Annotated in this window: 26 protein-coding genes; 16 read left to right on the top strand and 10 right to left on the bottom strand. The window is 70.5% G+C overall.

Annotation, left to right across the window (positions count from 1 at the left end):
* The first annotated feature begins 890 nt into the window (after nucleotides 1–890).
* Both CIW48_RS13025 and CIW48_RS33240 read left to right on the top strand, forming a co-directional pair.
* Nucleotides 891–1115, top strand: a complete 225-nt coding sequence (locus CIW48_RS13025; protein WP_149311160.1) for a hypothetical protein — start codon at nucleotides 891–893, stop codon at nucleotides 1113–1115.
* Between the two features lie 136 nt (nucleotides 1116–1251).
* Nucleotides 1252–1395: a hypothetical protein gene (locus CIW48_RS33240; protein ID WP_173009258.1), complete on the top strand. Its 144-nt coding sequence runs from the start codon at nucleotides 1252–1254 to the stop codon at nucleotides 1393–1395.
* A 34-nt stretch (nucleotides 1396–1429) separates the two neighbouring features.
* Here the strand turns inward: CIW48_RS33240 and CIW48_RS13020 are convergent, their stop codons facing one another.
* The 6 genes from CIW48_RS13020 to CIW48_RS12995 all read right to left on the bottom strand — a co-directional run bounded on the left by CIW48_RS13020 (nucleotide 1430) and on the right by CIW48_RS12995 (nucleotide 10334).
* Nucleotides 1430–3427, bottom strand: a complete 1998-nt coding sequence (locus tag CIW48_RS13020; RefSeq protein WP_149311159.1) for a HAMP domain-containing methyl-accepting chemotaxis protein — start codon at nucleotides 3425–3427, stop codon at nucleotides 1430–1432.
* A gap of 186 nt (nucleotides 3428–3613) precedes the next feature.
* Nucleotides 3614–6910: a CusA/CzcA family heavy metal efflux RND transporter gene (locus CIW48_RS13015; RefSeq protein WP_149311158.1), complete on the bottom strand. Its 3297-nt coding sequence runs from the start codon at nucleotides 6908–6910 to the stop codon at nucleotides 3614–3616.
* Between the two features lie 12 nt (nucleotides 6911–6922).
* Entirely contained in the window at nucleotides 6923–8284 is a 1362-nt protein-coding gene (locus tag CIW48_RS13010; protein ID WP_149311157.1) for an efflux RND transporter periplasmic adaptor subunit, read from the bottom strand.
* Nucleotides 8285–8410: 126 nt separating this feature from the next.
* Nucleotides 8411–8785 (bottom strand): hypothetical protein, encoded by a 375-nt coding sequence (locus CIW48_RS13005; RefSeq protein ID WP_149311156.1) that lies wholly within the window; start codon nucleotides 8783–8785, stop codon nucleotides 8411–8413.
* Between the two features lie 64 nt (nucleotides 8786–8849).
* A complete protein-coding gene (locus tag CIW48_RS13000) occupies nucleotides 8850–9890 on the bottom strand; it encodes an AraC family transcriptional regulator (RefSeq protein WP_149311155.1) in 1041 nt (346 codons plus the stop codon).
* 264 nt (nucleotides 9891–10154) lie between these two features.
* Nucleotides 10155–10334: a hypothetical protein gene (locus tag CIW48_RS12995; protein WP_020095106.1), complete on the bottom strand. Its 180-nt coding sequence runs from the start codon at nucleotides 10332–10334 to the stop codon at nucleotides 10155–10157.
* 295 nt (nucleotides 10335–10629) lie between these two features.
* Here CIW48_RS12995 and CIW48_RS33235 point away from each other — a divergent pair, with 295 nt between their 5' ends.
* The 5 genes from CIW48_RS33235 to CIW48_RS12975 all read left to right on the top strand — a co-directional run bounded on the left by CIW48_RS33235 (nucleotide 10630) and on the right by CIW48_RS12975 (nucleotide 12431).
* Nucleotides 10630–10806, top strand: coding sequence for a hypothetical protein (locus CIW48_RS33235; RefSeq protein WP_173009257.1), 177 nt, complete (start codon nucleotides 10630–10632; stop codon nucleotides 10804–10806).
* Nucleotides 10807–10843: 37 nt separating this feature from the next.
* Nucleotides 10844–11086: a hypothetical protein gene (locus CIW48_RS12990; protein WP_091780535.1), complete on the top strand. Its 243-nt coding sequence runs from the start codon at nucleotides 10844–10846 to the stop codon at nucleotides 11084–11086.
* A 120-nt stretch (nucleotides 11087–11206) separates the two neighbouring features.
* Nucleotides 11207–11569 carry an energy transducer TonB gene (locus CIW48_RS12985; RefSeq protein WP_149311154.1) on the top strand — a complete coding sequence of 121 codons (363 nt, stop codon included), beginning with the start codon at nucleotides 11207–11209 and terminating at the stop codon, nucleotides 11567–11569.
* 76 nt (nucleotides 11570–11645) lie between these two features.
* The gene (locus CIW48_RS12980) at nucleotides 11646–11846 is read left to right on the top strand and encodes a hypothetical protein (RefSeq protein WP_149311153.1); all 201 of its coding nucleotides are present in this window, start codon (nucleotides 11646–11648) and stop codon (nucleotides 11844–11846) included.
* A 327-nt stretch (nucleotides 11847–12173) separates the two neighbouring features.
* On the top strand, nucleotides 12174–12431 hold the full coding sequence (locus tag CIW48_RS12975) for a hypothetical protein (protein WP_149311152.1): 258 nt from the start codon (nucleotides 12174–12176) through the stop codon (nucleotides 12429–12431).
* 20 nt (nucleotides 12432–12451) lie between these two features.
* On the opposite strand, the gene CIW48_RS12970 is transcribed toward CIW48_RS12975, so the two are convergent.
* The gene (locus CIW48_RS12970; RefSeq protein ID WP_091780525.1) at nucleotides 12452–12631 is read right to left on the bottom strand and encodes a hypothetical protein; all 180 of its coding nucleotides are present in this window, start codon (nucleotides 12629–12631) and stop codon (nucleotides 12452–12454) included.
* A gap of 232 nt (nucleotides 12632–12863) precedes the next feature.
* The gene (locus CIW48_RS12965) at nucleotides 12864–13346 is read right to left on the bottom strand and encodes a DUF2721 domain-containing protein (protein ID WP_149311151.1); all 483 of its coding nucleotides are present in this window, start codon (nucleotides 13344–13346) and stop codon (nucleotides 12864–12866) included.
* A 1024-nt stretch (nucleotides 13347–14370) separates the two neighbouring features.
* On the opposite strand from CIW48_RS12965, the gene CIW48_RS12960 reads away from it, so the two are divergent.
* A complete protein-coding gene (locus tag CIW48_RS12960; RefSeq protein ID WP_091780519.1) occupies nucleotides 14371–15201 on the top strand; it encodes a porin family protein in 831 nt (276 codons plus the stop codon).
* 206 nt (nucleotides 15202–15407) lie between these two features.
* Here the strand turns inward: CIW48_RS12960 and CIW48_RS12955 are convergent, their stop codons facing one another.
* Entirely contained in the window at nucleotides 15408–15926 is a 519-nt protein-coding gene (locus tag CIW48_RS12955) for a hypothetical protein (protein ID WP_149311150.1), read from the bottom strand.
* Between the two features lie 236 nt (nucleotides 15927–16162).
* On the opposite strand from CIW48_RS12955, the gene CIW48_RS12950 reads away from it, so the two are divergent.
* The 7 genes from CIW48_RS12950 to CIW48_RS12915 all read left to right on the top strand — a co-directional run bounded on the left by CIW48_RS12950 (nucleotide 16163) and on the right by CIW48_RS12915 (nucleotide 20903).
* A complete protein-coding gene (locus CIW48_RS12950; protein WP_149311149.1) occupies nucleotides 16163–16378 on the top strand; it encodes a hypothetical protein in 216 nt (71 codons plus the stop codon).
* A gap of 28 nt (nucleotides 16379–16406) precedes the next feature.
* Nucleotides 16407–17411 (top strand): SDR family oxidoreductase, encoded by a 1005-nt coding sequence (locus tag CIW48_RS12945; protein ID WP_149311148.1) that lies wholly within the window; start codon nucleotides 16407–16409, stop codon nucleotides 17409–17411.
* A gap of 192 nt (nucleotides 17412–17603) precedes the next feature.
* Nucleotides 17604–17870 carry a hypothetical protein gene (locus tag CIW48_RS12940; protein ID WP_091780835.1) on the top strand — a complete coding sequence of 89 codons (267 nt, stop codon included), beginning with the start codon at nucleotides 17604–17606 and terminating at the stop codon, nucleotides 17868–17870.
* A gap of 585 nt (nucleotides 17871–18455) precedes the next feature.
* Entirely contained in the window at nucleotides 18456–18998 is a 543-nt protein-coding gene (locus CIW48_RS12930; protein WP_149311146.1) for a sigma-70 family RNA polymerase sigma factor, read from the top strand.
* Nucleotides 18995–19786 (top strand): anti-sigma factor, encoded by a 792-nt coding sequence (locus CIW48_RS12925; protein WP_149311145.1) that lies wholly within the window; start codon nucleotides 18995–18997, stop codon nucleotides 19784–19786. The genes CIW48_RS12930 and CIW48_RS12925 overlap by 4 nt, the downstream gene beginning before the upstream one ends.
* A 59-nt stretch (nucleotides 19787–19845) precedes the next feature.
* Nucleotides 19846–20550: a helix-turn-helix transcriptional regulator gene (locus CIW48_RS12920; protein ID WP_149311144.1), complete on the top strand. Its 705-nt coding sequence runs from the start codon at nucleotides 19846–19848 to the stop codon at nucleotides 20548–20550.
* Between the two features lie 125 nt (nucleotides 20551–20675).
* Nucleotides 20676–20903, top strand: a complete 228-nt coding sequence (locus tag CIW48_RS12915) for a DUF1127 domain-containing protein (protein ID WP_149311143.1) — start codon at nucleotides 20676–20678, stop codon at nucleotides 20901–20903.
* Between the two features lie 25 nt (nucleotides 20904–20928).
* On the opposite strand, the gene CIW48_RS12910 is transcribed toward CIW48_RS12915, so the two are convergent.
* Nucleotides 20929–21948, bottom strand: coding sequence for an NAD(P)-dependent alcohol dehydrogenase (locus CIW48_RS12910; protein WP_149311142.1), 1020 nt, complete (start codon nucleotides 21946–21948; stop codon nucleotides 20929–20931).
* Nucleotides 21949–22166: 218 nt separating this feature from the next.
* Here CIW48_RS12910 and serA point away from each other — a divergent pair, with 218 nt between their 5' ends.
* Nucleotides 22167–23387, top strand: coding sequence for a phosphoglycerate dehydrogenase (gene serA / locus CIW48_RS12905; RefSeq protein ID WP_149311141.1), 1221 nt, complete (start codon nucleotides 22167–22169; stop codon nucleotides 23385–23387).
* Nucleotides 23388–23479 lie beyond the last annotated feature (92 nt).

The raw sequence follows: 23479 nt of genomic DNA, 5'->3' as shown, positions 1-23479 counted from the left end.
GTCATCCAGTCCGGCTGCGCGGCATCAGGCGATTCAAAACGCTGTATTTCCGATACTGCTTACATCGAGACCAAGCACAGCATCAGGATCACGATCTCGAAGACGATCCAGCCGCCGAAGACACCGACCAGCTCCCAGTCGGTCCTCTCTTTGGACTTGGCCAAAGCGTACATGTTCGACCTCCTCGCGGAGCCGATAGGCCGCAGGTGAATTCAATCCCAACGATGGACTGCAACGTATCCGAATATTCAATCAGATTCTTCGTCAGATTGCAATTGTTCGTCTCGACGCCCAATTGAATGTAAATCAGTACATCGTCATCAGGATCGCACCGTCTCGCCAAAACCGATGCAGAAATATTGCATCGCAGCAGGTTATGTCCCGCGGCCCAGTCCGGCGGGCCGTGAACGGGATCCGTCCGGCCGCGTTTCCCAGGACGCCCGAAGAGGCGTCCTGGGAAACGTTCGAGGATTTGCGCATGAAGACGTTGATCACCCTGACCGCCGTCGGCCTCCTGGCGACGGGTGCGGCCGCCACGGCCGCGGAAAATCCCGGTGCCGCCGGCGGCCAGGCACCGCACGGTACCCGCATGCAGGGATCCCCAACGCGGCCGGCTTTCCCGGCAAGAGCGATGTCGGCAAGAGCGACACGACTGGCACGACCGGATCTCCGGGCTCGGAGATGCCGAAGCAGGACGGACGGATGAAGGGGCCGCCGAATGCGGCCGGCTTCCAGCCGGGCGGCGATAAGGCCGGCGGCTCGGCCGGGACCCCGGACCGCCGCTGATTCGCGTCCCGCCGCGGCGCGATACGGGGCCGGTCGGCGAGCCTGGCATCGAAGCCGGAGCCTCGGCCGCGAAGGGCCGGGGCGGCAGCCGGACGGGCGGCTTAATGGGGACGCCCCAGGGTGCACGGCGCGCACCACGACATCCCCGCCACGGTGACGGCGATCAAGCGCATCCTGTGCTGGCCGAGATCGAGGCGGAGCGGGTCGGTACCGCCTCCCGCACGGCCTCGGCGCTGGCGGGAGCCGCGCTGGAGGAGCTGCGCCCCGGGGCAGGCGCCAGCGTCCAGGTGCACACCAAGGCGGTGAACATGCCGCTCGTGAAGCCGTAGGGGCAGCACGGAATGTGCATCGGCGGGCCGCACGGCCCCCTCCGCTTCGGCGGATTGGTCATCCCGCTGTCATCGGGCTGGCCTAGGGCGGCGCCTTCCGAAGCCACCCGAAGCGATCGCTGGATGCATTTACCCGATGGATTGGTTCGACCCGCCTGACGATTCCCACCTGCCGTCCTCCGCCGATGGGAGCCGGATGCGGTTGTACATCGCCGCAGGGCTGATCGGCTTCGGGGCCCTCGGCATGATCGGCGGGATGCTGCACATCCTGCCCGCTTGACGGGGAACCGGCGCGCCCTGGCGGTCCCGCCGCCTCATGCGGCCTGGATGTCGCTCAGGAAACCGTCCACCTCCTGCTTGACGGCCATCGACTGCTTGGCCAGCTCGGCGGCTGCGTTGAGCACCTGCGCGGCCGCACCGCCGGTCTCACCCGCCGCCGCCCGGACCCGGGCTACCGTGGCCGAAACGTCCTGCGTGCCCTTGGCCGCCTCGCCGGCATTGCGCGAGATCTCGCCCGTGGCCGCCGTCTGCTCCACCACCGTCGAGGCGATCGAGCCGCTGATCTCGCTCACGCTCGCGATCGTCTGCGCGATCTGCGCCATCGCCTCCGCAGCCTGACCGGTCGCCGCCTGGATCGCCGCGATCTGCCCGCCGATCTCGTCGGTCGCCTTGGCGGTCTGGCCCGCCAGCGCCTTCACCTCGGCGGCCACCACCGCGAAGCCCCGGCCCGCCTCGCCGGCCCTGGCCGCCTCGATGGTCGCGTTGAGCGCCAGCAGGTTCGTCTGATCGGCGATGCCGGTGATCGTCGTCACCGCCGCGCCGATCTGCTCGGCGGCCGCGCGCAGGCTCGCCATGGCGGCATTGGTCGCCTCCGCCTCCTGGGCGGCATGGGTGGCGACCGCGTTGGAGCGGACCACCTGCCGCTCGATCTCCTGGAGCGACGACACCATCTCCTCGGCCGCGGCCGCCACCGTCTGGACGTTGGAAGCGGTCTGCTCGGCGGCGGCGCTGGAGGCCACCGCCTGGCTGTTGGTGTCGTCGGCCACCCGGGTCATGGAGCGGGCGGTGGCGTCGAGTTCCGTGGCCGCCGAGGTAACGATGTCCAGCGCCTGGGCGATCTTCTGCTGAAAGGTACGGACGAGCTGCTCGACACGGTCGGCCCGACGCTGGCGGGCCGCCTGGTCGGCGGCCTGGACGGCCTCCAACTCGGCCCGGGCAAGGGCGCTCTGGCGGAATACCTCGATGGCCTTGGCCATGGCGCCCATCTCGTCGGTGGCGCCCTGCGAGGGCACCACGACGGCAGTGTCGCCCTCGGCCAGACGCTTCATCGCCGCGGTCATGCCGGCGATCGGCCCGATGATGCTGCGCGCGATCAGCACGGCCAGCGCCCCGCCCACTCCGAGCGCGAGCCCGACCAGGATGATCTGGACGTTGCGCGCGCGTGCCACCGCGGCGTCCACGGTGCGGGCGTTCTCCGCGACCGCAGCCTCGATCATGTCGCGCGCGACGTCACAGCGCGCGTCGATCAGGGTCGAGATCGGCTTGATGCTGGTCTCGAACACCGACTTCAGACCGTCCAGGGCCGTCACGGTCACCTCGAAGTTCGTGCGGTAGGCCGACAGGCTCTCGATGACCGCCTTGGTCAGGGCGGCGAAGCCGGCGGCGCCCTCGGAATTCAGAAAGGTCTTCAGAGCGGCTTCGGCCTTCTCGACGTTCTTCGCGAAGGTGGCCGGCCCGTTCGGATCAGAGGTCGCCAGGAAGCGCCAGTTGGCGACGCGGACCAGCAGCACGGCGCTCTCGACGGTCTGGGCACGGCCGAGCAGCGACTCGCTGGCGCGCGCGCGCACCTCGGCCACCAGGCTGTTGGTCGCGTTGGTCAGTTCGTCGCCGCCCGTGAACAGGCGCGCCTTGGCCTGGCTCAAAGCGACGCCGGCCGCCGCGAGGCGATCCAGCTCCGGCTTCAAGGTGCGGGCTTTGTCGCGGATCTCGACGTAGAGCTTGCGGCGCTCTTCGACGAACGCGAGCCCGATCAGCTTCTCGGCGGTCTCCTCGATCTCGCGCCGCGTCTGCTCCAGGACGACGAGCCGCTCGGGCGCGGGCGCGAGGTGGTACTGCTCGCCGAAACCGGCGAGGCGCCCGGCGAGACCGTTGACGACCAGGATCGTCCGCGCGATCTGCTCCAGGCGACCGCGGACATCGTATTGCTCGCTGACGACATCCTGCTGATGGACCGAGTACCCTCCGATACAACCAGCAATCAGAACAAGTAGAGCGAAGCCTATATAGAGGCGCTTTCGAATACCTATTCTCATAAAATCTCACTCCGAGCACAGATCAAATCATAATCGCTCCATCTGTAATCCCTCCGCGGCGCCCCGTACAAGTGTCAATTACACGCCTGGAAAATCAGCAATTTCACCATTCTGTCATGATCGCTTTTTGGAGCCCAATGCTGTCGCGATCAGCAGATCAAACTGCATGATCCACTCTCTCTCATCCTATCTCTGGAACGAGATAGGAATCGTTCTGGATTGGCCAACATCGGCTTCCACGAGCGCGGCGCCTGCCCCGATCCCGTCATCCGCCGCGCGGTCCGGAGAGCCCGCGCCGCCGCCCCGGCCGAACCGCGCGTAGAGCGCCGGCAGCACCACCAGCGTCAGCAGGGTCGCGCTGATCAGGCCGCCGATCACCACGGTGGCGAGCGGCCGTTGCACCTCCGCCCCGGTGCCGGTGGCGAGCGCCATCGGCACGAAGCCCAGGGAGGCGACGAGCGCGGTCATCGCCACGGGCCGCAGCCGGGTGAGCGCGCCCTCGCGGATCGCCGCCCGCAGCGGCCGGCCCTCGGCGACGAGTTGCTTGATGAAGGTCAGCATCACGAGGCCGTTCAGCACCGCCACGCCCGAGAGAGCGATGAACCCGACCGCGGCCGGCACGGACAGCGGCATCCCCCGCAGCCACAGGGCCGCGACGCCGCCGGTGAGCGCCAGCGGCACCGCGCTGAACACGAGGAGCGCGTCCCGCGCGCTGCCCAGAGCCGAGGTGAGCAGCAGGAAGATCAGGAAGAAGCAGACCGGCACCACCACGGTCAGCCGCGCCTGAGCCGAGGCGAGGTTCTCGAACTGCCCGCCCCAGGTCACGGAGGAGCCTGCCGGCAGGGTCACCTGAGCGGCGACCTTGCCTTGCGCCTCCGCCACCAGCGAGCCGATGTCGCGCCCGCGGACATTGGCGGTGACCACCACCCGGCGGCGGCCGTTCTCGCGGCTGATCTGGTTCGGCCCCTCGCTGACCGAGAACTGCGCCACCTGCCGCAAGAGCACGGAGGCGGCCTTGCCGCTCGGCCCCGGGGGGAGGGGGACCGGCAGGTTCTCCAGGGCCTCCCGGTCCTCGCGGACCTGATCGGTCAGGCGCACCACGATCGGCACGCGCCGGTCGCCTTCGAACACCGCCCCCGCGTCCCGGCCGCCCATGGCGGCGCCGATCACCTCCTGGATCGCGCCTGTGCTCAGGCCCAGCCGCGCCGCCTCGGTCCGGTCGATCCGGATCTCGAAGACCGGCAGGCCGGCGATCTGCTCGACCTTCACGTCATCGGCGCCCGGGATCCCGCGCAGGATCGCGGCGATTCGGTTGGCGGTCTCCAGCATCGGCTCGAAGGCGTCGCCGAACACCTTGACGGCGAGGTCGCCCCGGGTGCCGGCCAAGAGCTCGTTGAAGCGCAGCTGGATCGGCTGGGAGAACTCGTAGACATTGCCGGCGAGCTCGCCCAGGGCCGCCTCGATCTGCTCCTGCAGCGCGGCCTTCGACAGGGACGGATCGGGCCACTCCGCCTGCGGCTTGAGCATCACGAATGTGTCGGAGGAGTTTGGGGGCATCGGGTCGGTAGCGACCTCGGCGGTGCCGGTCTTCGAGAAGACGTAGGCGACCTGCGGGAACTTCGCGATCGCCTGCTCGACCTTGAGCTGCATCGCCTGGGACTGCGTCAGGGAGGTGGACGGAATCCGGGTGGCGTTGAGCGCGATGCTCTTCTCGTCGAGCTGCGGTATGAACTCGGTCCCGAGCCGGGCGGCGAGCAGGCCGGCGCCCACGAGGAGGAGCAGCGCCGCCCCCACGAACGGAGCCGGCGCCCGGATCGCCGCGGCGAGGAGGGGCCGGTAGAGCGCCTTCAGGCCGCGCATCAGCGGGTTCTCCGCCTCGGTAAGGCGACCGGTGAGCGCGATCGCGATCAAGGCCGGCACGAAGGTCAGCGACAGCACGAAGGCCGCGGCCAAAGCGAGGATGACGGTCACCGCCATCGGCTGGAACATCTTGCCCTCGACCCCCGTGAAGGTCAGGAGCGGGACGTAGACCAGGATGATGATCGCCTGCCCGTAGAGGGACGGCTTGATCATCTCCTCGGCCGAGGCCCGCACCGTCTCCAGGCGCTCCTCCAGAGCGAGCCCGCGCCCGAGGGCGTGCTGCCGCTCGGCGAGGTGGCGCAGCGCGTTCTCGGTGATGATCACCGCCCCGTCGACGATGAGCCCGAAATCGAGCGCCCCGAGGCTCATCAGGTTGGCCGAGATTTTTCCCTCGACCATGCCGGTCACGGTCATCAGCATGGCGACCGGGATGACGAGGGCCGCGATCAGCGCCGCCCGGATGTTGCCCAGCAGCAGGAACAGGACGACGACGACCAGACCCGCGCCTTCCGCAAGGTTCCTGGCGACAGTCCGGATCGTCGCCTCGACGAGTTGCCTCCGGTCGAGGATCGTCTGGACGGCGATGCCCGGGGGCAGGGCGCGCCGGATCTGATCCAGGCGGGCGTCGACGGCGGCCGCCACCGTGCGGCTGTTCTCGCCGATGCGCATCAGGGCGGTGCCGATGACGGTCTCCTGGCCGTTCTCGCTGGCCGAGCCGGTGCGCAGATCGCGCCCGATCCGCACCGCGGCGACGTCGCGGATCCGCACCGGCACGCCGCCGCGGCTCGCCACCACCACGTCGGCGATCGCCTCCGGGCTCTCCAGGCGGCCGGCGGCGCGCACCACGTAGCTCTCGCCATTGTCCTCCAGGTAGCGCGCGCCCTGATTGGCGTTGTTGGCCTGGAGCGCCCGGGCGATGTCCGCGAAGGAGAGGTCGAGAGCGGTGAGCTTCGTCGGGTCGGGCTGGACGTGGTACTGCTTCTCGAACCCGCCGATCCCATCGACGCCGGCGACCCCCGGGACCGCCTTGATTTGCGGTCGGATGATCCAGTCCTGGACCGTGCGCAGGTAGGCGACCTGCTCCAGCTCCGTGCGGAGGTCCTGTCCCTCCGGGGTCCGGTAGCTCCCGTCCGGCTGCCAGCCCGGCCGGCCCGCCGGCACGACGTTCCGCTCAGGGAGCGGCGCGTACTGGACCGACCACATGGTGATCTCGCCCAAGCCCGTGGAGATCGGGCCCATCCGCGGTTCGAGCCCGGAGGGCAGGTCCTCCCGCACCTGGGCGATGCGCTCGGCGACCTGCTGGCGGGCGAAGTAGATGTCGACGGATTCGGCGAAGACCGCGGTGATCTGCGAGAAGCCGTTGCGCGAGAGCGAGCGGGTGTACTCGAGCCCCTTGATGCCGGCGAGCGCCGTCTCGACCGGGTAGGTGACCTGCCGCTCGACGTCGGCCGGCGACAGGGACGGGGCCAGGGTGTTGATCTGGACCTGGTTGTTGGTGATGTCGGGCACCGCGTCGATGGGCAGCTTCGTGAGCGCGGCGGCGCCGAAGCCCGACGCCAGCAGCACGAGGAGCAGCACCAGCCAGCGCTGGCGGACCGAGACGGCGAGGATGCGGCTGATCATCGGCCCAATTCCTCAATGATCGTGGTCGGCGTCGGCCTTGCCGAGCTCGGCCTTCAGAAGGAAGGAGTTGCCGACCGCGATCTCGGCCCCGGCCGCGAGCCCGGCGGTGACCTCGTAGGAATCGTCGTCGGACCGGCCGAGGGTGATCGGCCGCTTCTCGAACCCGTCCGGATTGCGCACGAAGACGACGCTTCGGCCCTCGATCGTCTGCACGGCTGCCTTGGGGATCCGGACCGGGACCGCATCCTGCGCGATCTCGATCTCGGCGGTGACGAAGGTGCCGGGCCGCCAGGCGAGGTCGGCATTCGGCAGGGCGACGACCACGCGGGCCGAGCGCGTGTCGGGGTTGAGGAAGGGGCTGACGAAGATCACCCGGCCTTCCGCCCGGCGCTCCGTCTCCCCTGCCCGGCCGGGCGTGACCGTGACGCGGGCGCCCTCGCGCACCTGGGCGAGGTCGAGGGTCGGCACCGACAGCTCGATCCAGACGGTCGAGAGATCCGCCACCGTGTAGAGGTCCGCCGGATCGCCCTCCTTGCCGACCGCCGTGCCGACATCGACCTTGCGCTCGACGATGCGGCCGGCGATCGGCGCCCGGAGGGGGTAGCGGCGCAGGCTCGACTGGTTCGGCGTGGCCTCGTCGCGCTTCTGGGCGGCGGCGACTTCGGCGGCGTCGAGGCCCAGGGCGGAGAGCTTCTGTCGGGCGAGGTCGACCCGGAGCCGGTTCTCCAGATAGGCGGCACGAGCGGTCTCGAAGGCGGCCTCCGAGGCGCTGCGCGAGGCGAGCAGCTTCTGCTGGCGCTCGAAGTTGATCGTCTGCAGCTCGGCCTGGACCAGGGCGGTGAGATACTCGCTCTTGGCGTCGGCGACCTCGCGGCTGTCGAGGATGGCGACGACCTCGTTCGTCTGCACGGCGTCGCCGAGGCGCTTGCGCATCTCGGCGACGGTGCCGACCACCCGGGCCGGAACCCGGGCGACCCGGTCGGTGTCGGGGGTGATGGTGCCGGGCACGAGGAGGTGGCGCGCCAGCGTGCCGCCCGTGACCGTCCGGGTGGTGATGTCCTGGCCCGCGACCTGATCGGGCCGCATCCGGATCGCGCCCTCGTCGTGGGCCTCACCGTCACGATGCGCGTGGTCGGCGTCTGGGTGGTCGCCATGCGCGGGACCGTCGCCCGCGTGATCGTCGGGCGTGGCCTTCGGCCGGTCCGGTGCGGCGGCGGCGTATTGATGATCGTGGCTGCCGTCCGGCGCGCGTGCGCGCCCGACGGCCGCGAGGGTCTGCCGGAGGAGGTCGGGCAGGGCGGGAACGGCGACGCCGAGTGCGATGCCGGCGGCCAGGAGCACCGCGGCGACGGCCACGGACAGGACAATGCGCATGGGAAAACTGCTCGGCCGGGACGCCGGCAGGCCGCGCAGCGGCCCCGGACGGTCCCGTTCAGGTGTCGTGAGGCTGAACCCGGAGGCCGGTTCGGCGTCCGGGCGGGGCGCCGCAAGCGGGCGGCGTCAGCTCACGCGCGGAGGCCGCGGCAGCCGGTCGGGACTGATGGAGGGGCGGCCCTGGGCGAGGGCGGCGGGCAGCGGCCGGCCTGGGACCGCGGGGGGCGCGACATCGGCCGCCTCCAGGCGGGCCGCCTGATGGCAGCCGCAATGGATGTGCTCCGAGAGGCCCGGATCGACATTCGCGGGCGCGACCGGCGCGTCGAGGACCAGCCCCTGGCTCCGGCTGTGATGGCCGCCCGCATGGAAGGCGAGATCCGCCGCGAGGCCGGCGGGGGGGGTGGCGACGGCCAGGGCCAGGACGAGCGCGAGCATGCGGGCGACGAGCGCCCACCAGCCCCGCGCCCCGGCCGGACGCCTATGCCGAACCCCGAAGGTCATCGCCGCCCTTATGGTCCATCCGAGGCCGAGGGCACAAGGTCGGGGATCGCCAGACCAGGCCCGCTCAGGCCGCCAGCTTCAGGACCCAGTCGTAGAAGTCGGCCCAGGTCTCGGCCGGGGCCGGTGGCGCCGCGGCCGACGATCTCTCCGGCTCGGCCGCGGCCTGGGCGCGGACATCCCGGGGAGCGCAGCCGAACTCGGCGCGGAAGGCCTGGGTAAAATGGGCGGGACTCTCGAACCGCCAGCGATACGCCACCTCGGAGATGCGGGCGAAGCGCCCGTCGCCGGTGGCGAGGTCACGATAGGCGCGGGCGAGCCGGCGCTGCCGGATATAGCCGGACACACCTCCGAGGGGGACGAACAGCCGGTACAGGGCGCTGCGCGAGACGCCGAACCGCCGCCCGATCGTCTCGGCGGTCAGATCCGTGGAGGCCAATTCGGCCTCGATGAAACGCCGGATGGCGACGAGCAGGGGCGCCAGCTCGGCTGACCCGGCGCCCCCCTCGTCCTGCGGCAGGCCCAAGGTCGCCGCACCGAGCAACGCGGCGGTCGCCTCGGCCGCCGCCGCGGCCTCCGGGTCAGAGAACCCGGTCGCATGCGCGCTGAGGGAGCGCAGGTGGTCGTTGAGCATCCGGCCGAACGGGGTCGCACCGCGGATCACCGCTCCGTGCAGCGAGTCCAGCACGCTCTGGCGGGAGCCGAAGAGCGGACGCGGCAGCACCACCGTGATGGCTTGGTAATCGGTGGAGCAGGCGGAGAGCGGCTGCGACAGGTCGAGCAGGCAGATGTCGCCCGGGGCGCACTCCCGCTCCTTGCCGCCGATCGTGACCCTGGACTGCCCGGAGACGCGCATATGGGCGACGATGTGATCGATGCCCATCCGGGCCGCGAGGGCTCGCTCGCGCACGAACCGGAGGCCGGAGGCGCGGGCACTGCAGACGATCGCGGTGCCGAGATGCCGAACCTGGGACTGCCCGCGGAAATCGGACAGATCCTCCCGGCGGATCGTGAAATCCCAGAACGGCGCAACGGCGTCGCGCCACGCGTCGGCCTGACGATGGCCCGGGCTCTCGCCGATGAGCTGCAGGATCGGTTTGGTTCGCATCGCCTGCATAAGTCCGGACCGCGCGCAGCGCCGGCCACAGCTTTAGTATGGCGATTCTACCTGCTTAGAAAAGTGGCACTGCGTTCCAAACACCGGACTCTGGACCGCATCCCGGCCCGCCGGGCTAGGGCGCCAAGTAGCGGCACCAACCAGGGGCCCAGACTAGGCGAGGAAAAAGGACGTCCCGCAGGCCGGGTGGCCGCGGGACGGGAAGTTGCACGGTTGTGAGGATCGAGGGCTTCGACCCTTATGGTTAACCCGAGGTTACCGCCCGCTCGGGGCCGCACCGCTGCCGGTGGCGCCGTTGCCGGTGCTGTTGTCGCCCGCGGGGGCGCCGGGGGAGGAGGTGTTACCGTTGGGCGTGCTCTGCGCGGCGGCCATCCCGGCGCTGCCGGCGACGAGGGCGAGGGCGAGCAGAGCGGATTGAACGGTGCGGCTGGTCATGGCTCTCCTGAATCCCGATCGGGTTCGCGACGCGCCGGCCCATGCCGGCATGGGCTGGAGAACCGACGCCCGGCACCCTCCGTTCCCGCTCGGGTGGGGCCGGGGCGAATCGGCCGCAGCCCACAGATGTTCGCGCGGGCGCATCCGGCCCCTGCGGGAAGCCGCGCTGCCGCGATCGTGGATCGGGCAGCCGTTGGGCTCGGCCCGGCGGCGCGGGCCATGCGCCGCGAGTTTTCCACCGGGAACACCCGCCAGCCCCCCAAGCTTGTCCGAAGGTCGAGACCGGGAGCGGGGCGTGAAGGTGTTCCGGATCATGCAGGCGGCGACGGGCGCGATTTTCTGGATCGGTTCGGCTCTCGATGCCCTGGCGGCTCTCGACGCGATGGCGTGCGCCGCCGGCTTCGGCGACCGCACCCGGATCCCGAGCCACCTGCGGGCCGGAGGCCTCCACGTCGAGGAACTGGAGGCCTGATCCGCACCGCGCCCGCCAACGAGTCCGGAGGAGGATCATGACCAAGCTGTTCATCGCGCAGGTGCGCGACGCGGGGGGCGAGCGGCCGCTCGTGACGATCCGCGCCGAGGCCGAGGGCGAGGCGCGCCTGTTCCTGGCGGCGGCCTACCCGGACGCCGAGATCGCCCACGTCGCCGAGCCTGGCGACTGGACGAGCGATGCCGATACCGGATCCCGGGCCGGAGATATCCGCGAGCATCCCGGCGTCACGTGGCAACCCCCCTCGAGTCTGGCGGGCTGAGGCGCGTTCCGCAGGACCGACCGCCATGACCGCCGGGTGCATCGGGGGAAATCGGACGTTTGCCGACAATTGGAGCGATGTCATTCACGCGGCCTCAGGGCTGTGCATCGAGGGTGGGGTATGAATTCCGCCGATCCGACACCGCGCCTGTTCGCGGCCACGGCCGCCCTTACCGGCGCCGGGATCCTGATGTGCCGGACCGAGCCGTCCTGGGACGGCATCCTGATCGGCCTGTTCTGCGTCGGCCTCTGGGCTCTGGGCACGCTCGCGGCACGGCCGGGACGCCCGGCGCGGCCCGCGCGGGCGATGCGCCCGGTCGTGCTGGAGGCGGTTATCGTCGAGACGCCCCGGTCCATGCCGGAGCTGCTGCCCGCACCCCGACCGGTGAACAGCGATCGCGCTCGGCCGGGCGCCTCCCGCCTGCTGGAAGTGCCGACGCATCGGCAGCGCGTGGTCGAACGCTACACGCGCAAGCGCGGATAGGGCGCCGGTCGCGAGCTTCTGCCGCACCCCCGATCCCGGTCTCCCTGCGTTGCCCGCAGCCACTCAGGAGATCAGCATGGCCGACAAGTCCGACGTGACGACCTATACGGTGAAGCAAGCCCTGGCGGCCCAGGTCGCCGACCATATCGAGATCGCGATCGAGGCCCAGGACGGCACCAAGCTCAAGCTCGTTGCGACCGCCGATCAGCTCGACGCCCTCGTGGGCGACCTGGAGACGATCCTGGATGCCGACGACGCGGAGGGTGAGGCCGCCTGAGCAGACCTGAAGCGGACCCGCATCGGCCAGCCGACGCTGCGTCCGCTCAGCTCCTCGCCCGGTCGCAGATCCTGACCGCAACACCGGTGGCCGCCTTTGCGAATCCCGCTCGGGCGGCCCCCAATTACGCCGAGGCAAGCAGGGGGCCGCCATGCGGCCGTCGCCGGATCGGATGAATCGGCTAGGATTGCGCCCCACACACCGAATCGAGGAGGCTTGGATGTCCCGCGGGGTTCCCACAATCCGGACCGGCCTCCAGCCCGCGCCCGGGACCCTGCTTCGCCGCTCCGGCGGCGCGCCGGCCCCGTGACCGGGCGGGAGATCGCCATGGCGCCGTCCGGGACCCCGGCCCCCTACCGGCTTCAATGCATCGTGCACCGCGAGAGCGCCGGCGGCATCATCATCCACGACGAACAGATCCCCGGTCCCGTCGAAGCGGCGGCGATCGATGCCGCGAAGGCCCGATTCGCGCATCTGCTGGCCGGCCGGGCGGGCTCGGCGGCTTTGCGGGATCCCCTCGGTCGGGTCGTCTGGTCGGCCCGGCAGAACGCGCCGCCCGGCACGGCAGGATCCCTGCGCCCCTAGGATTCCTCGGGCGCGTGCTGTCAGGTGAGGTGGCGCGGCTCCAGATCGATCACCGGGCCGCCCACGTCGAAGAAGTCGTCCTCATAGGGGAGCACCTCTTCCAGCTCCTCGGTCTCCCGCCGCCCGAACGGCATCAGCGCGGACAGAATTCCGAGGCAGAGTGCGCCGGCAACGAAAGCAACCAGGATCGCGATGCTCATGACGGAACACTCGGGCGCAGCCGGCGGCTGCCTCAGGCCGTCGGAAGACTAAGGCCGGGCTCGGGCACGCCGCAATCGAAATCGCCTCGCGCGCGATGATGGATCGCCCGATCGCCACCTCGGACGCCCCGGGACCCCCTCCCGAGCGCCTCCGCCCGCGCGTCCGAGCAGGCCGGGCGGGGCGCCATGCGGCCCGGGCCGCGAAAACCGCCCCGGGTGATTCGCGCTTGCCTCACCGCGGCCCCGGCACCTTGTCCTTCTGGTGATCGACCTCGTCGCGGATGCCGCGGCCGGCCATGAGGATCTCGGTCATGAAGGCCGCGATCGCCGCCACGGTGCAGACCAGCGCGGCCCCGAAGCAGGCGAACAGGACGGAGGCGGTCGCCGCATCGCGCAACGCCCCGACGAACAGGGTCAGCACGGCCAGACCGATCAGCCCGCCCCCCAGCGAGGCCAGGACCACCGCCACGTCCAGCACGAAGGAGCGCCGCCGCAGGAAGGTCAGGCGGCGGGTGAGGCGGGCGGCCTCGGCTTCCGTCGCCCGGGCAGCTTCCGCCGAGAGGCCGTCGACCTTGTCGGAGATCCGGCCGAGGCGGGTCGAGAACACGTTGAGCAGCGTCGCCAGCGCCGAGAGCAGGAAGGCGGGTGCGAGCGCCACCTGGATGATGTGGGCGATGCTGTCGGGCTCGGTCGCGTTGAGGGAGAAGCCGAACATCGGCGCGCTACGCTCGCAACCGCGTCACGTCCCGGCAGAGCCGGGCACCGGCCCGGACGGACGCGCCGACGCGAAAATGGCCCTGGACCGGGCGGATCACCACAGGAGACCTTCCGCCTGCAGCCCGGCCACGAGAAGGAACAGCGCCGAGAGGAATGCGACCGCGATGTAGGGGGCCGGCGTATCGGTCACCGAAGCCTCACGGAGGGAGCGAGGCAGACGTCTCCGGTCCCGGTCCGGACCGGCATCGAAGGCAGCGCGACGGGAGCCATGCGCGTTTCCTGAAATCTCCACGGATGACGACGGCAGCAGATAGGGTCCTGATGCGCGCCGGGGAAGTCGCGGCCGCCGTGCCCCTGCGGACGTGGCGTCCTTTTCTCCACAGGCCGGCCGGAGCGGAGTCGGACCGATCTTCCGACGACGGGCCGCCGCGCGAGATCTTCCGATCCCCAGCAGATCCAGTGGCCGCGGCGACCGCCGAAAGAAACACGCGCGCCAGCCCAAGACCCGGATCGAGCCCGGATCACTATTCGATTGCCCGAAACGGTCGCCGGATGCCGGAATGTCCGGGCCGCGGTCGCGGCGAGCCACCGAGCAACGGACCGATACGATCCTGGATCGCTGAACATCTGCAGCGCCGCGCCCGCGCACGCGCCGGGACGTCGGCGGCGGTCGGTCGTAAATTAATGTTAACTGCTCTGCGGGGTGCCGGCGGGCTTGCGGGCTGCCCGTCGGTAGGATCTATTCAAGCCCGAAGCTTCCTGGTTGGTCCTGGGAACGTTCACCACCAAACTGCAGCCCCGTCCGCATCCGTGCGGCGGGGCATTTTGTTTCCCGAAACGCTCGGATACACTTCGTCGTCTTGGCTTTGAACAATCCGTCTTGGGATGTGCTCCAGCGCACCTGGCTGTTGGGGGCTGAAAAGCGCGATTCCGGGCTGTTGCAGCGATGCACTATCGCCCCGCCGCGTCCTGTCGTTCTGTCGCCGGGTAAACATCCCGTCCAACGGGAGACAGAGGACCAGATGATCAAGAAGCTTCTTCTCGCGAGCGCCGCCACGGCCCTCCTGACCGGCGCCGCCTCGGCCGCCGACCTGCCGCGTCGCGCCGCCCCCCCGCCGGTCTTCACCCCCGTCCCGGTCTTCACCTGGACCGGCGCCTATTTCGGTATCAACGCCGGCTACGCCTTCGACGCCAGCAGCAACAACACCAACAGCTTCGGCGTGCCCGCCCCGTATGGCAACGGCACCACCGCCTTCTTCAGCCAGCGCAACCAGGAAGGCTTCTCCGGCGGTGGCCAGGTCGGCTACAACTTCCAGTTCACCCCGGGCTCGGGCGTGGTGGTCGGCATCGAGGCCGACGCCCAGTACCTCGACTTCGGCCGCAGCCGGAACAGCGCGTTCCTCGTCGGCCCGCTGGCGCCCGGCTACTACGTCACCGATCCGCGCGGCCTCTCCAGCCTCGACTTCTTCGGCACCGTCCGCGGTCGCATCGGCTACGCTTTCGACCGCGTGCTGTTCTACGGCACCGGCGGCTTCGCCTACGGCTCGGGCAGCGCCGACCGTTCCTTCGGCGGCTTTGCCGGCAACGACAGCTTCCGCACCGGCTACGCCGTCGGCGGCGGCATCGAGTACGCCCTGCCCACCGACTCGTTCCTGAACTTCTTCCGCTCCTCGGCCGTGACGCTCAAGGTCGAAGGCCTGTACGTCAACCTCGACCGCAACACCCGCAACCAGGGCGCGTTCGTCATCAACGCTGCCAACAACTTCCCGGTGGCCTACAACAACATCGGTCGCCGCGACGACGAGTTCGCCGTCGTCCGCGCCGGCCTGAACTACAAGTTCGGCTCGTACTAAGATCCACGTCCGATCGCGCCCCCCGCACTCGCGGGGGGCTGCGTCCCGGCGACCGGATAGCGCGAGGTCCTGTCCGCGGACGGGCCGAATCGTCTCTCGACCTGAGCATCCCCAGCCCGATCAAACTGGCCGCTTGAGCCGAGGAGCGTCCCGGGAGCCATTCCCGGGACGTCTTGCGTTGGGCCGACGGCCTCGCGCGTCGCGCCTCAGGCGTGGACCGCGCGCGCCAGTTGCGCCTTCGACATCCGCGAGCGGCCGGGCACGTTCTGCGCCCGGGCCTTGCGCATCAGCTCGGTCTTCGTCGTCTCCGACGTGCCGGATGCCGCGCTGGCCTTGCGCGCCGCGGCGGCCTTCTCGGCGGCGGCCTTCGGCTGCTTCGAGAACTGCTTACCCTTGCGGGTGTCGGCCCGCTTCTTGGCCGTGCTGGCGGCGTATTCCGTGTCGGTCAGAGTCTCGCGGGCCTTCTTGGGCAGGTAGCGCTCACCGGTCTTGCCGCTCGCTTTGCCCGACTTGGTGCCCCATTCCTCGTCGGTCCATTGCTGGAGATGGTTGTCAGCCGTCTTTTTGCCGGCGTAGCCGCCACCCTCCTTCTTGTATTCGGCAGTCGCGATCTGCGCCTTGCGCGCCGACCATTGACCCGACTTCCCGCCCTTCTCAGACTTCGTGACCTGCGTCTTGACCTTGCCCCACAGTTTGGGGTCGGTCTTCTTGGCGGTTCCTGACATCGTCGCGCCTCGCGAAAAAGATTTGGCGGACAACACGAGCCCGGAGGCTGTGTTCCTGCGGCGCGTTCGCCCCACCCACGCCAGACGGCCTCCGTCGCCCCGGCTGGTATCGCTGGACCCGCCCGCCGCTTGATGGGTTGGCCTTCAAGGATCGGCCGCTTGGCGCGATCCGCCGAGGGGCCCGATCGCGGCAGGCGGCGGCGCCCGTAGATCCGAATTATCGCGAGGGATGCAGCATGGCCGACGCGCCCAACGACACCCAGGCTCAGCGGCAGCCCCACGGCAAGCCGGAGAGCGCGGGACTGGCCAACACTCCCCTCGACACCGCCACCGGCACGGTCAAGCCGCTGGACGGCCTGATGGAGAGGGCGGGCACCGAGAAGGAGGAAGCCCGCCGCGGCGGGACCAGCCTCGGGGCGGAGCGCGACCGGCCGAGCGGCGGCCAGGGCTGAGCGCGCGCACGAAAGAGGAAGACGCAGCATGCAGATCCGGCACAAGCCCCTGCGCGAGCAGGTCATCGTCATCACCGGCGCCTCCAGTGGGATCGGCCTCGCCACGGCCCGGGCGGCCGCGCGCCGCGGGGCCCGTGTCGTCTTGGCGGCCCGGAACGGCGCCGTCCTCAATGACATCGTCCGCGACATCCAGGAGCAGGGTGGCGAGGCTCGGGCCGTGGTGACCGACGTGTCCCGTCGCGAGGACGTCGAGGCCCTGGCCGCCGAGACCCTGCGCGCCTATGGCGGCTTCGATACCTGGGTCAACAATGCCGGCCTCTCGATCTTCGGCCGCCTTGAGGAGGTCTCGGACGCGGATCATCGCCGCCTGTTCGACGTCAATTTCTGGGGCATCGTCTACGGGTCGACGGCGGCCCTGCAGCACCTGAAGCGCTCGGGCGGCGCGCTGATCAACCTGGGCTCGGTCGCCTCCGACCTCGCCCTCCCGATCCAGGGCATGTACTCCGCCTCGAAGCACGCGATCAAAGGCTTCACGGACGCGCTCCGGATGGAACTCCAGGAAGAGGGTGCCCCGGTCTCGGTGACGCTCATCAAGCCGGCCTCGATCGACACGCCGTTCCCGGAACATGCCAAGAACTACATGGCGCAGGCTCCGAAGCTGCCGCCGCCGGTCTACGACCCCGCGGACGTCGCGGAGGCGATCCTGTACGCCGCGGAACACGGGCCGCGGGACCTTTATGTCGGCGGCGGCGGCAAGCTGATGAGTTCGCTGCGCAAGCGTGCCCCTGCGGTGACCGACTGGATGGGGGCCCAGATGGTGGCGAAGACCCAGAAGGGCGGCGTGGCCGGCAAGGACCGGGACGGCGCCCTCCGCGCGGCTGGCCGCGACGGGGCCGTGCGCGGCAGCTCGCCCCACCATGTAATGCGCAGCGTCTACACGCGGGCCTCGATCAACCCGGTCCTGACCGGGATCCTGCTGGCTGGCGCCACCGCGGCCGCGGCCTCGCTCCTGGGTCGAGCCGACCGCCGTTAGTGCCCTGCTGCGACGCCCGCTCCGCCGGAGCTGCCCCCCGCTCGGCGGAGCGGGCTCCCGCGCAGGCCTCGGTCGGAATGTTTGTTTCTCGACGGTTATGGGGGAGGTCAGCCCATATTCAGGACCGATGACCATTCTACCCAGGCCTTGCGCCGGGCCGAACAGGCGCGGAACCGAACAGAAGGTCTGATGATGATGCACGTGAAGATGATCGCGGCCGCCGCGGCTGTCGTCGGCGGCCTCGGCCTGGCCTCCGCCGGCGCGGCGCCCCTGGCGGTCGCCGGCGCCGATACGATCAGCGGTCCCGCCGCGGTCAGCACCGTCGCTTTCGGCTGTGGTCCCGGCTGGGCACCCGGCCCATACGGGCGCTGCCGGCCGATCTACCGGCGGCCGCGCTTCTACGGCCCGCGCTGCTTCTTCCGTCCGACCCCGTGGGGACCGCGGCGCGTCTGCCGCTAGTGACGCGACGGCCTGGCGCCGAACCGTGACACGAGCCGTGGGTTGAGACAGGGGCAGGTCCCGCCTCCGAGGAGGCGGCGGCCTGCCCCGTCCCGTTGGTGACGCGGACGGATCGGGGCGGAATCGGACATCCGGCCCATCCGCCCATTCGGGCCTCGGGCGATGCCGGAGATGTCACGATCGGGACCGCAGGCGGTTCCGCTCCGGTTGGAAGTACCGATGGCCCAGGATCAGAGCGGCGGCGCGAATCCCTCCGCGGCAGAACGTGCGGCGGCCGAGCGCGTCGCCCGCAAGCGTCTTGGTTCGGACGGCTGCCCGGAGCCGGTGCCCGACCCGCGCGATCCGGCCGAGCACGCGTGCGGCATCGCGGCACCGGAGCCGGCCTCCTCCGGCCAAAGGACGCCTTCGGTTCGGCCCGTAGAGCCGCGCTCCATGGGCCCGAAGGTCCTTGCGCGGGCGCGGGAATAAACCCTGCCGCCGGGCGGTTCCTGATCGTGTGGCACAAGGCTGCAGGCTGGAGCACCAGGGCAGGGATCCCATGGCTTCGCAGGCTATCGACGCGACGGCCCCGGACCGGCCGCCGACATGACGACCCTGGCGCGGGCGCGTTTCAGCCAGCTCGTTCTTCCGCGCCTCGATGAAGGCTACCGGCTCGCGCATTGGCTGACCGGCAACGCCACCGACGCCGAGGATGTGATGCAGGAGGCGTGTCTGCGCGCCTACCGGGCGATCGAGGGATTTGCCGAAGGCAATGCCCGGGCGTGGTTCCTGACCATCGTCCGCAACACCGGCTATTCCTGGCTGCAGCGGCACCGGCCGCGGACGGTGGTCTTCGCCGACGACCTCGCCCCCGCGGCCCGCGCCGAACTGGAAATCGGGGGCGCCCTGACCGAGGCCGCGGAGACGCCCGAAGCGACCCTCATCGCCCGCGACGATGCGGGGCAGCTCGCCCGGGCGGTCGAGGCCCTGCCGGTGGCGTTCCGCGAGGCGCTGGTCCTGCGGGAATACCACGGCCTCAGCTACCGGGAGATCGCCGGTGTGACCGGCGTCCCGATCGGGACCGTGATGTCGCGCCTCGGCCGCGCGCGGCAGCACCTGCTTGTACGGCTCGCGAAGGAAGGGCGATGACCGACGACGAGACCCTCCTGCTCCTCAGCGCCTACGCGGACGGCGAATTGTCTCCCGGCGAAGTCCTGGCCATGGAGCGCCGTCTCGCTGCGGACCCCGACGCGCGGGCGATGGTGGAGCGCCTCCGCGGCCTCTCGAACACCCTGCGCGGAACGCTGGCCGGAGCCCCCGCCCCGGAATCCCTGCGGGCGCGCGTCATCGCGCAGATCGGCTTCTCCGACCCGCACCCGTCCCGCGTCGGACTTCGGTCCTGGCTCGGATCCTGGCGGGCGCTGGCCGCGACCCTGCTCGTGGGTCTCGTCGGCGGGGCCGCGCTCGGCGGCGGAGCTGCCTATCTCGATCGCACCGGCGGCGCCCCGGATACCGGTGAGGCCGTGCTCGCCGGCCATCTCCGCGGTCTCGCGGCTCCTCAACCCTTCGACATCGCCTCCTCGGACCGGCACGTGGTGAAGCCCTGGTTCAACGGCCGGACCACCATCGCGCCCGATGCCCCCGACCTGTCCGACCAGGGTTTCCCGCTGGTCGGCGGACGGGTCGACATCGTGGCCGGCATCTCCGTGCCGACCCTGGTCTATCGCCGCGACCGGCACGTGATCAGCGTCACGGTGATCTCCGCCACCGACGGCGCCGCCGGCGAAGAGCGGCGGGACGGATCCACGATCGAGCGCTGGCACCTCGGCGACCTCACCTACTGGGCGGTGTCGGATCTCAATCTGCGCGACCTGCGTGCCTTCGCCGACCTGTTCCGGACCCGCACCGGGGGCCAAGCCGGGTTGAGGCGGGAATAACGGCTCTCCGAGTCGGGTTATTGCTGATATCGTGATGTCGATCCGGCGAGGATCCCAGCGTGATCAGTCAATCGCAACTGAAGACCCGCAGAGCCGAAAATCCATCCGAGGCCGACCTCGCCCGGGCGTGGCGGCATCAGGCCGTCGGCGCTCCGACGATCCCGGACCCGTCCCTCGTGGAGGCGGCGCTCCACCTCCTGGCGGAGCATCTCGAGCAGGGGCTCGCGGTGACCGACCGGTGCGGGCGGGCTCATTTCCTGAACCACGCCGCGCGGGCCTTCATCGAGCAGGGCCTCCTGCGCCTGGAGCAGGGCGGCCTGCGCGGCGCGACCCCTGAGGACAGCGCGGCGCTGCGCCGGATCATCGCCCGCTGCACCGCCGGGGATCGCGGCGGCTCGCTGCGCCTGGAGAGTGCGGACGGGACGCTCCTGGTCGCCGCCTGCGCGATCCCAAGATCCCTCTGCCCGATTGCCGAGGGCGCCGTTCTCCTGCGCCTCATCGATCCCGCAGCCCCGAACCTGCCGGATCCCGGCGTTCTGCAGGACCTGTTCGGCTTCACGCCCGCGGAGGCGGCCCTGGCCGTCGACATCCTGGCCGGGAACGACCTCGCGGCGAGCGCGACACGCCGCCGGATCACCCGGAACACGGCGCGCGTGCATCTGCGCCACCTCTTCGAGAAGACGGGGACGCGCCGCCAGGCCGAGCTGATGCGCCTGCTCCTGCTGTGCCCGCAACCGATCGTCGGAGCCCAGCCCGGCACGTAATAAATATTCGCTCCGGTTTTCTCCAGTAGTCCAAACAGGTGATGCGAATATTCTAAAATAAAACGACGCTGATCCGGCCGATCGTGGACGAGCCACGGATCCTTCGGCGAGGCGGAGCCTGAATCATGATCCTCTCGGTCCTGGAATATGCTCGGAAAAACCGCATCGCGGCGCGAAATCTCCGAATCCTGTCGGCGCTCGACGACGAGATGCTGAGCGATATCGGGCTCCACCGGCGCACGTTCCGCGCCTTCTGCGAGAACGGCTGCTCGCACGTGCCGCCCCCGCCGAGCCAGGCCGAGGCGCCCCGGGCAGTCGTGATGCCCGGGACGCTGGGGATCGCCTTCCGCTGAGGTGCCCCGGACCCGACCGGGACGTTCAGATCGCGATGCAGATCTTGCCGAAGTGGCGGTTGCTCTCCTGGTGGCGGAACGCCGCGACGAGATCGTCGAGGGGGTAGCGGCGGTCGATGACCGGCCGCAGCCCGCAGGCCTCGATGCCGCGGATCATCTCGATCTGATGCCGCCGGCTGCCGACCAGCACGCCCTGCAGGCGGATCTGCTTCAGGAGTGCCGGCACCAGCGGCAGCTCCCCCGCCACGCCCGAGAGGATGCCGATCACCGAGATGTGGCCGGCGACCCGCACCGCGGCCATGGACTGCTCCAGCGTCCCCGGCCCGCCGACGTCGAGGACGTGGTCGACGCCGCGCCCGTCTGTCAGGCGCCGGGCGGTCTCGCCCCAGGCCGGATCGGCGCGGTAATTGATGACGTGGTCGGCGCCGAGGCCGCGCAGGCGCTCCAGCTTGTCGTCGCTGGAGGAGGTGGCGATGACGGTGGCGCCCGCCGCCTTGGCGAATTGCAGGCCGAACAGCGAGACGCCGCCGGTGCCCTGCACCAGCACGACGTCGCCGCTCTTCAATCCGGCATCGGCATGGAGCGCCCGCCACGCGGTCAGCGCGGCGGTGGTGAGCGTCGCCGCCTCGGCGTGGTCCCAGCCCCGGGGCGCATGGGTGAAGGCGGCGGCCGGCGCGGTCACCCGCTCGCGGGCATAGCCATCGATTCCGTCGCCCGGGACGGTGGCGAAACCCTCGACCAGCGGTGTGCCCTCGGCCCAGGTCGGGAAGAACGTGCTGACCACCCGGTCGCCCACGGTGAATTCGGTCACGCCCGGCCCCACGGCCTCGACCTCGCCGGCGCCGTCGGACATCGGGATGCGCGGCTCGCTCGGCCCCCAGAGGCCGCTGACCACGGCGTAATCGTGATAATTGAGAGAACTCGCCCGCAGGCGGACGGTGATCGCGCCGGGCCCGGGCTCCGGCACCGGCCGCTCGCCGAAGCCGACCTTGTCGAATCCGCCGCCCGGCTGGACGATCACGGCCCGTGCTGTCGATCCGGTCATGACGCACCTGTCGCTCCGCGGCCTCGGCCGCCGGGGGGCGGACACTGACAGGCAGCGCCGCCAACGTCGAGGGCCGCCCCGTCCGCCGGGGCGGCGAGGGCAGCCGGGGCGGGATGTTCCGGCCCGGATCGGCGCGCATGCGCCGCGCGCCCTTGCCGCTGCGCGGCAGCGGCGGCTAGGTCACGGATCACAGCCCGTTCGTGGAAGGAGGCCCGACCGTGTCGACCGAGCGCGTCGTTCTGACCGAAAGCATAGCGCCGACAGCGTCCAAGATCTTCACGCAAGCCGGGATCGGCGACATCCGGCAATTGCCTCGCGCCGTCAGCCCCGATGACACCGGCGATCTTGCCGATGTCACCGTCCTCGGCATCCGTTCGCGCACGCAGGTCACCGCCGCGCTTCTCGACGCCCTGCCGGATCTGACCGCCATCGGCTGCTTCAGCGTCGGCACCAACCAGGTCGACCTCGAGACGGCGCGCGCCCGGGGATTGCCCGTCTTCAACGCGCCGTTCTCGAATACCCGCAGCGTCGCCGAACTCACGATCGGCGAGATCGTGATGCTGCTCCGGCGCATCGTGCCGCGGTCGATCGCGGCACATGAAGGCGGCTGGGACAAGTCGGCCTCCGGCGCCTTCGAGGTGCGCGGCAAGACGCTGGGTATCGTCGGCTACGGGAATATCGGCGCGCAGCTCTCGAACCTCGCCGAGGCGATGGGCATGCGCGTCATCTTCTACGATCTCACCGACAGGCTGCGCCACGGCAACACCGAACCGGCCGAGAGCCTCGAGGCGCTGCTTGCCGCCAGCGACGTCGTCAGCCTCCATGTCCCGGAAACGCCCTTGACCCACGGGCTGATGGGCGCGGAGCGGATCCGCGCGATGAAGCCCGGTGCCTACCTGATCAACAACAGCCGCGGCACGGTCGTGGATCTGGACGCCCTGGCGGCGGCGCTGCGCGACGGGCATCTCGCCGGGGCCGCGATCGACGTCTTTCCCGTGGAGCCCACGTCCAACGCCGAGCGCTTCGTGTCGCCCCTGCAGGGCCTGCCGAACGTCATCCTCACCCCCCATGTCGGCGGCTCGACCGAGGAGGCCCAGGACCGCATCGGCGCGGAGGTGGCCCGCAAGCTGGTCGACTACATCCAGACCGGCTCGACGCTCGGCGCCGTGAATTTCCCGCAGGTCCAGCTGCCGCCGCGCCTGTCCGGCGCGCGCTTCCTCCACGTGCACCGGAACGTGCCCGGCGTGCTCGGGCAGATCAACGCGATCTTCTCGGGCCGGTCGCTCAACATCGACGCGCAGTACCTGCAGACGGACGGCGAGTTCGGCTATGTCGTGGTCGATGCGTCGGTGCCGTCGGGCGAGGCGGAAGCGGTGCTCCGCGCGCTGCGGGCCATCGACGGCACGGTCCGGACGCGGCACCTCCGTCCGGCGGGGTGAAGACCCCGATCCAAAAGGTCCGGGACCTTGTGCGGGTGCAGGGCAGAGCCCTGCTGAGACGCGCCATCAGGGCTCTGCCCTGACAACCCGCC

Source organism: Methylobacterium sp. P1-11, from assembly GCF_008329595.1.
In the GTDB taxonomy this organism is placed as follows: Bacteria; Pseudomonadota; Alphaproteobacteria; order Rhizobiales; family Beijerinckiaceae; genus Methylobacterium.
The sequence above is the reverse complement of the archived record's forward strand: the minus strand, read 5'-3'. Positions and strand labels throughout refer to the sequence as shown.

Coding starts and splice junctions, on each gene's coding strand:
- CIW48_RS13025 (WP_149311160.1), top strand. CDS start 891: ATGGGGACGCCCCAGGGTGCACGGCGCGCACCACGACATCCCCGCCAC.
- CIW48_RS33240 (WP_173009258.1), top strand. CDS start 1,252: ATGGATTGGTTCGACCCGCCTGACGATTCCCACCTGCCGTCCTCCGCC.
- CIW48_RS13020 (WP_149311159.1), bottom strand. CDS start 3,427: ATGAGAATAGGTATTCGAAAGCGCCTCTATATAGGCTTCGCTCTACTT.
- CIW48_RS13015 (WP_149311158.1), bottom strand. CDS start 6,910: ATGATCAGCCGCATCCTCGCCGTCTCGGTCCGCCAGCGCTGGCTGGTG.
- CIW48_RS13010 (WP_149311157.1), bottom strand. CDS start 8,284: ATGCGCATTGTCCTGTCCGTGGCCGTCGCCGCGGTGCTCCTGGCCGCC.
- CIW48_RS13005 (WP_149311156.1), bottom strand. CDS start 8,785: ATGACCTTCGGGGTTCGGCATAGGCGTCCGGCCGGGGCGCGGGGCTGG.
- CIW48_RS13000 (WP_149311155.1), bottom strand. CDS start 9,890: ATGCGAACCAAACCGATCCTGCAGCTCATCGGCGAGAGCCCGGGCCAT.
- CIW48_RS12995 (WP_020095106.1), bottom strand. CDS start 10,334: ATGACCAGCCGCACCGTTCAATCCGCTCTGCTCGCCCTCGCCCTCGTC.
- CIW48_RS12990 (WP_091780535.1), top strand. CDS start 10,844: ATGACCAAGCTGTTCATCGCGCAGGTGCGCGACGCGGGGGGCGAGCGG.
- CIW48_RS12985 (WP_149311154.1), top strand. CDS start 11,207: ATGAATTCCGCCGATCCGACACCGCGCCTGTTCGCGGCCACGGCCGCC.
- CIW48_RS12980 (WP_149311153.1), top strand. CDS start 11,646: ATGGCCGACAAGTCCGACGTGACGACCTATACGGTGAAGCAAGCCCTG.
- CIW48_RS12975 (WP_149311152.1), top strand. CDS start 12,174: ATGGCGCCGTCCGGGACCCCGGCCCCCTACCGGCTTCAATGCATCGTG.
- CIW48_RS12970 (WP_091780525.1), bottom strand. CDS start 12,631: ATGAGCATCGCGATCCTGGTTGCTTTCGTTGCCGGCGCACTCTGCCTC.
- CIW48_RS12965 (WP_149311151.1), bottom strand. CDS start 13,346: ATGTTCGGCTTCTCCCTCAACGCGACCGAGCCCGACAGCATCGCCCAC.
- CIW48_RS12960 (WP_091780519.1), top strand. CDS start 14,371: ATGATCAAGAAGCTTCTTCTCGCGAGCGCCGCCACGGCCCTCCTGACC.
- CIW48_RS12955 (WP_149311150.1), bottom strand. CDS start 15,926: ATGTCAGGAACCGCCAAGAAGACCGACCCCAAACTGTGGGGCAAGGTC.
- CIW48_RS12950 (WP_149311149.1), top strand. CDS start 16,163: ATGGCCGACGCGCCCAACGACACCCAGGCTCAGCGGCAGCCCCACGGC.
- CIW48_RS12945 (WP_149311148.1), top strand. CDS start 16,407: ATGCAGATCCGGCACAAGCCCCTGCGCGAGCAGGTCATCGTCATCACC.
- CIW48_RS12940 (WP_091780835.1), top strand. CDS start 17,604: ATGATGCACGTGAAGATGATCGCGGCCGCCGCGGCTGTCGTCGGCGGC.
- CIW48_RS12930 (WP_149311146.1), top strand. CDS start 18,456: ATGACGACCCTGGCGCGGGCGCGTTTCAGCCAGCTCGTTCTTCCGCGC.
- CIW48_RS12925 (WP_149311145.1), top strand. CDS start 18,995: ATGACCGACGACGAGACCCTCCTGCTCCTCAGCGCCTACGCGGACGGC.
- CIW48_RS12915 (WP_149311143.1), top strand. CDS start 20,676: ATGATCCTCTCGGTCCTGGAATATGCTCGGAAAAACCGCATCGCGGCG.
- CIW48_RS12910 (WP_149311142.1), bottom strand. CDS start 21,948: ATGACCGGATCGACAGCACGGGCCGTGATCGTCCAGCCGGGCGGCGGA.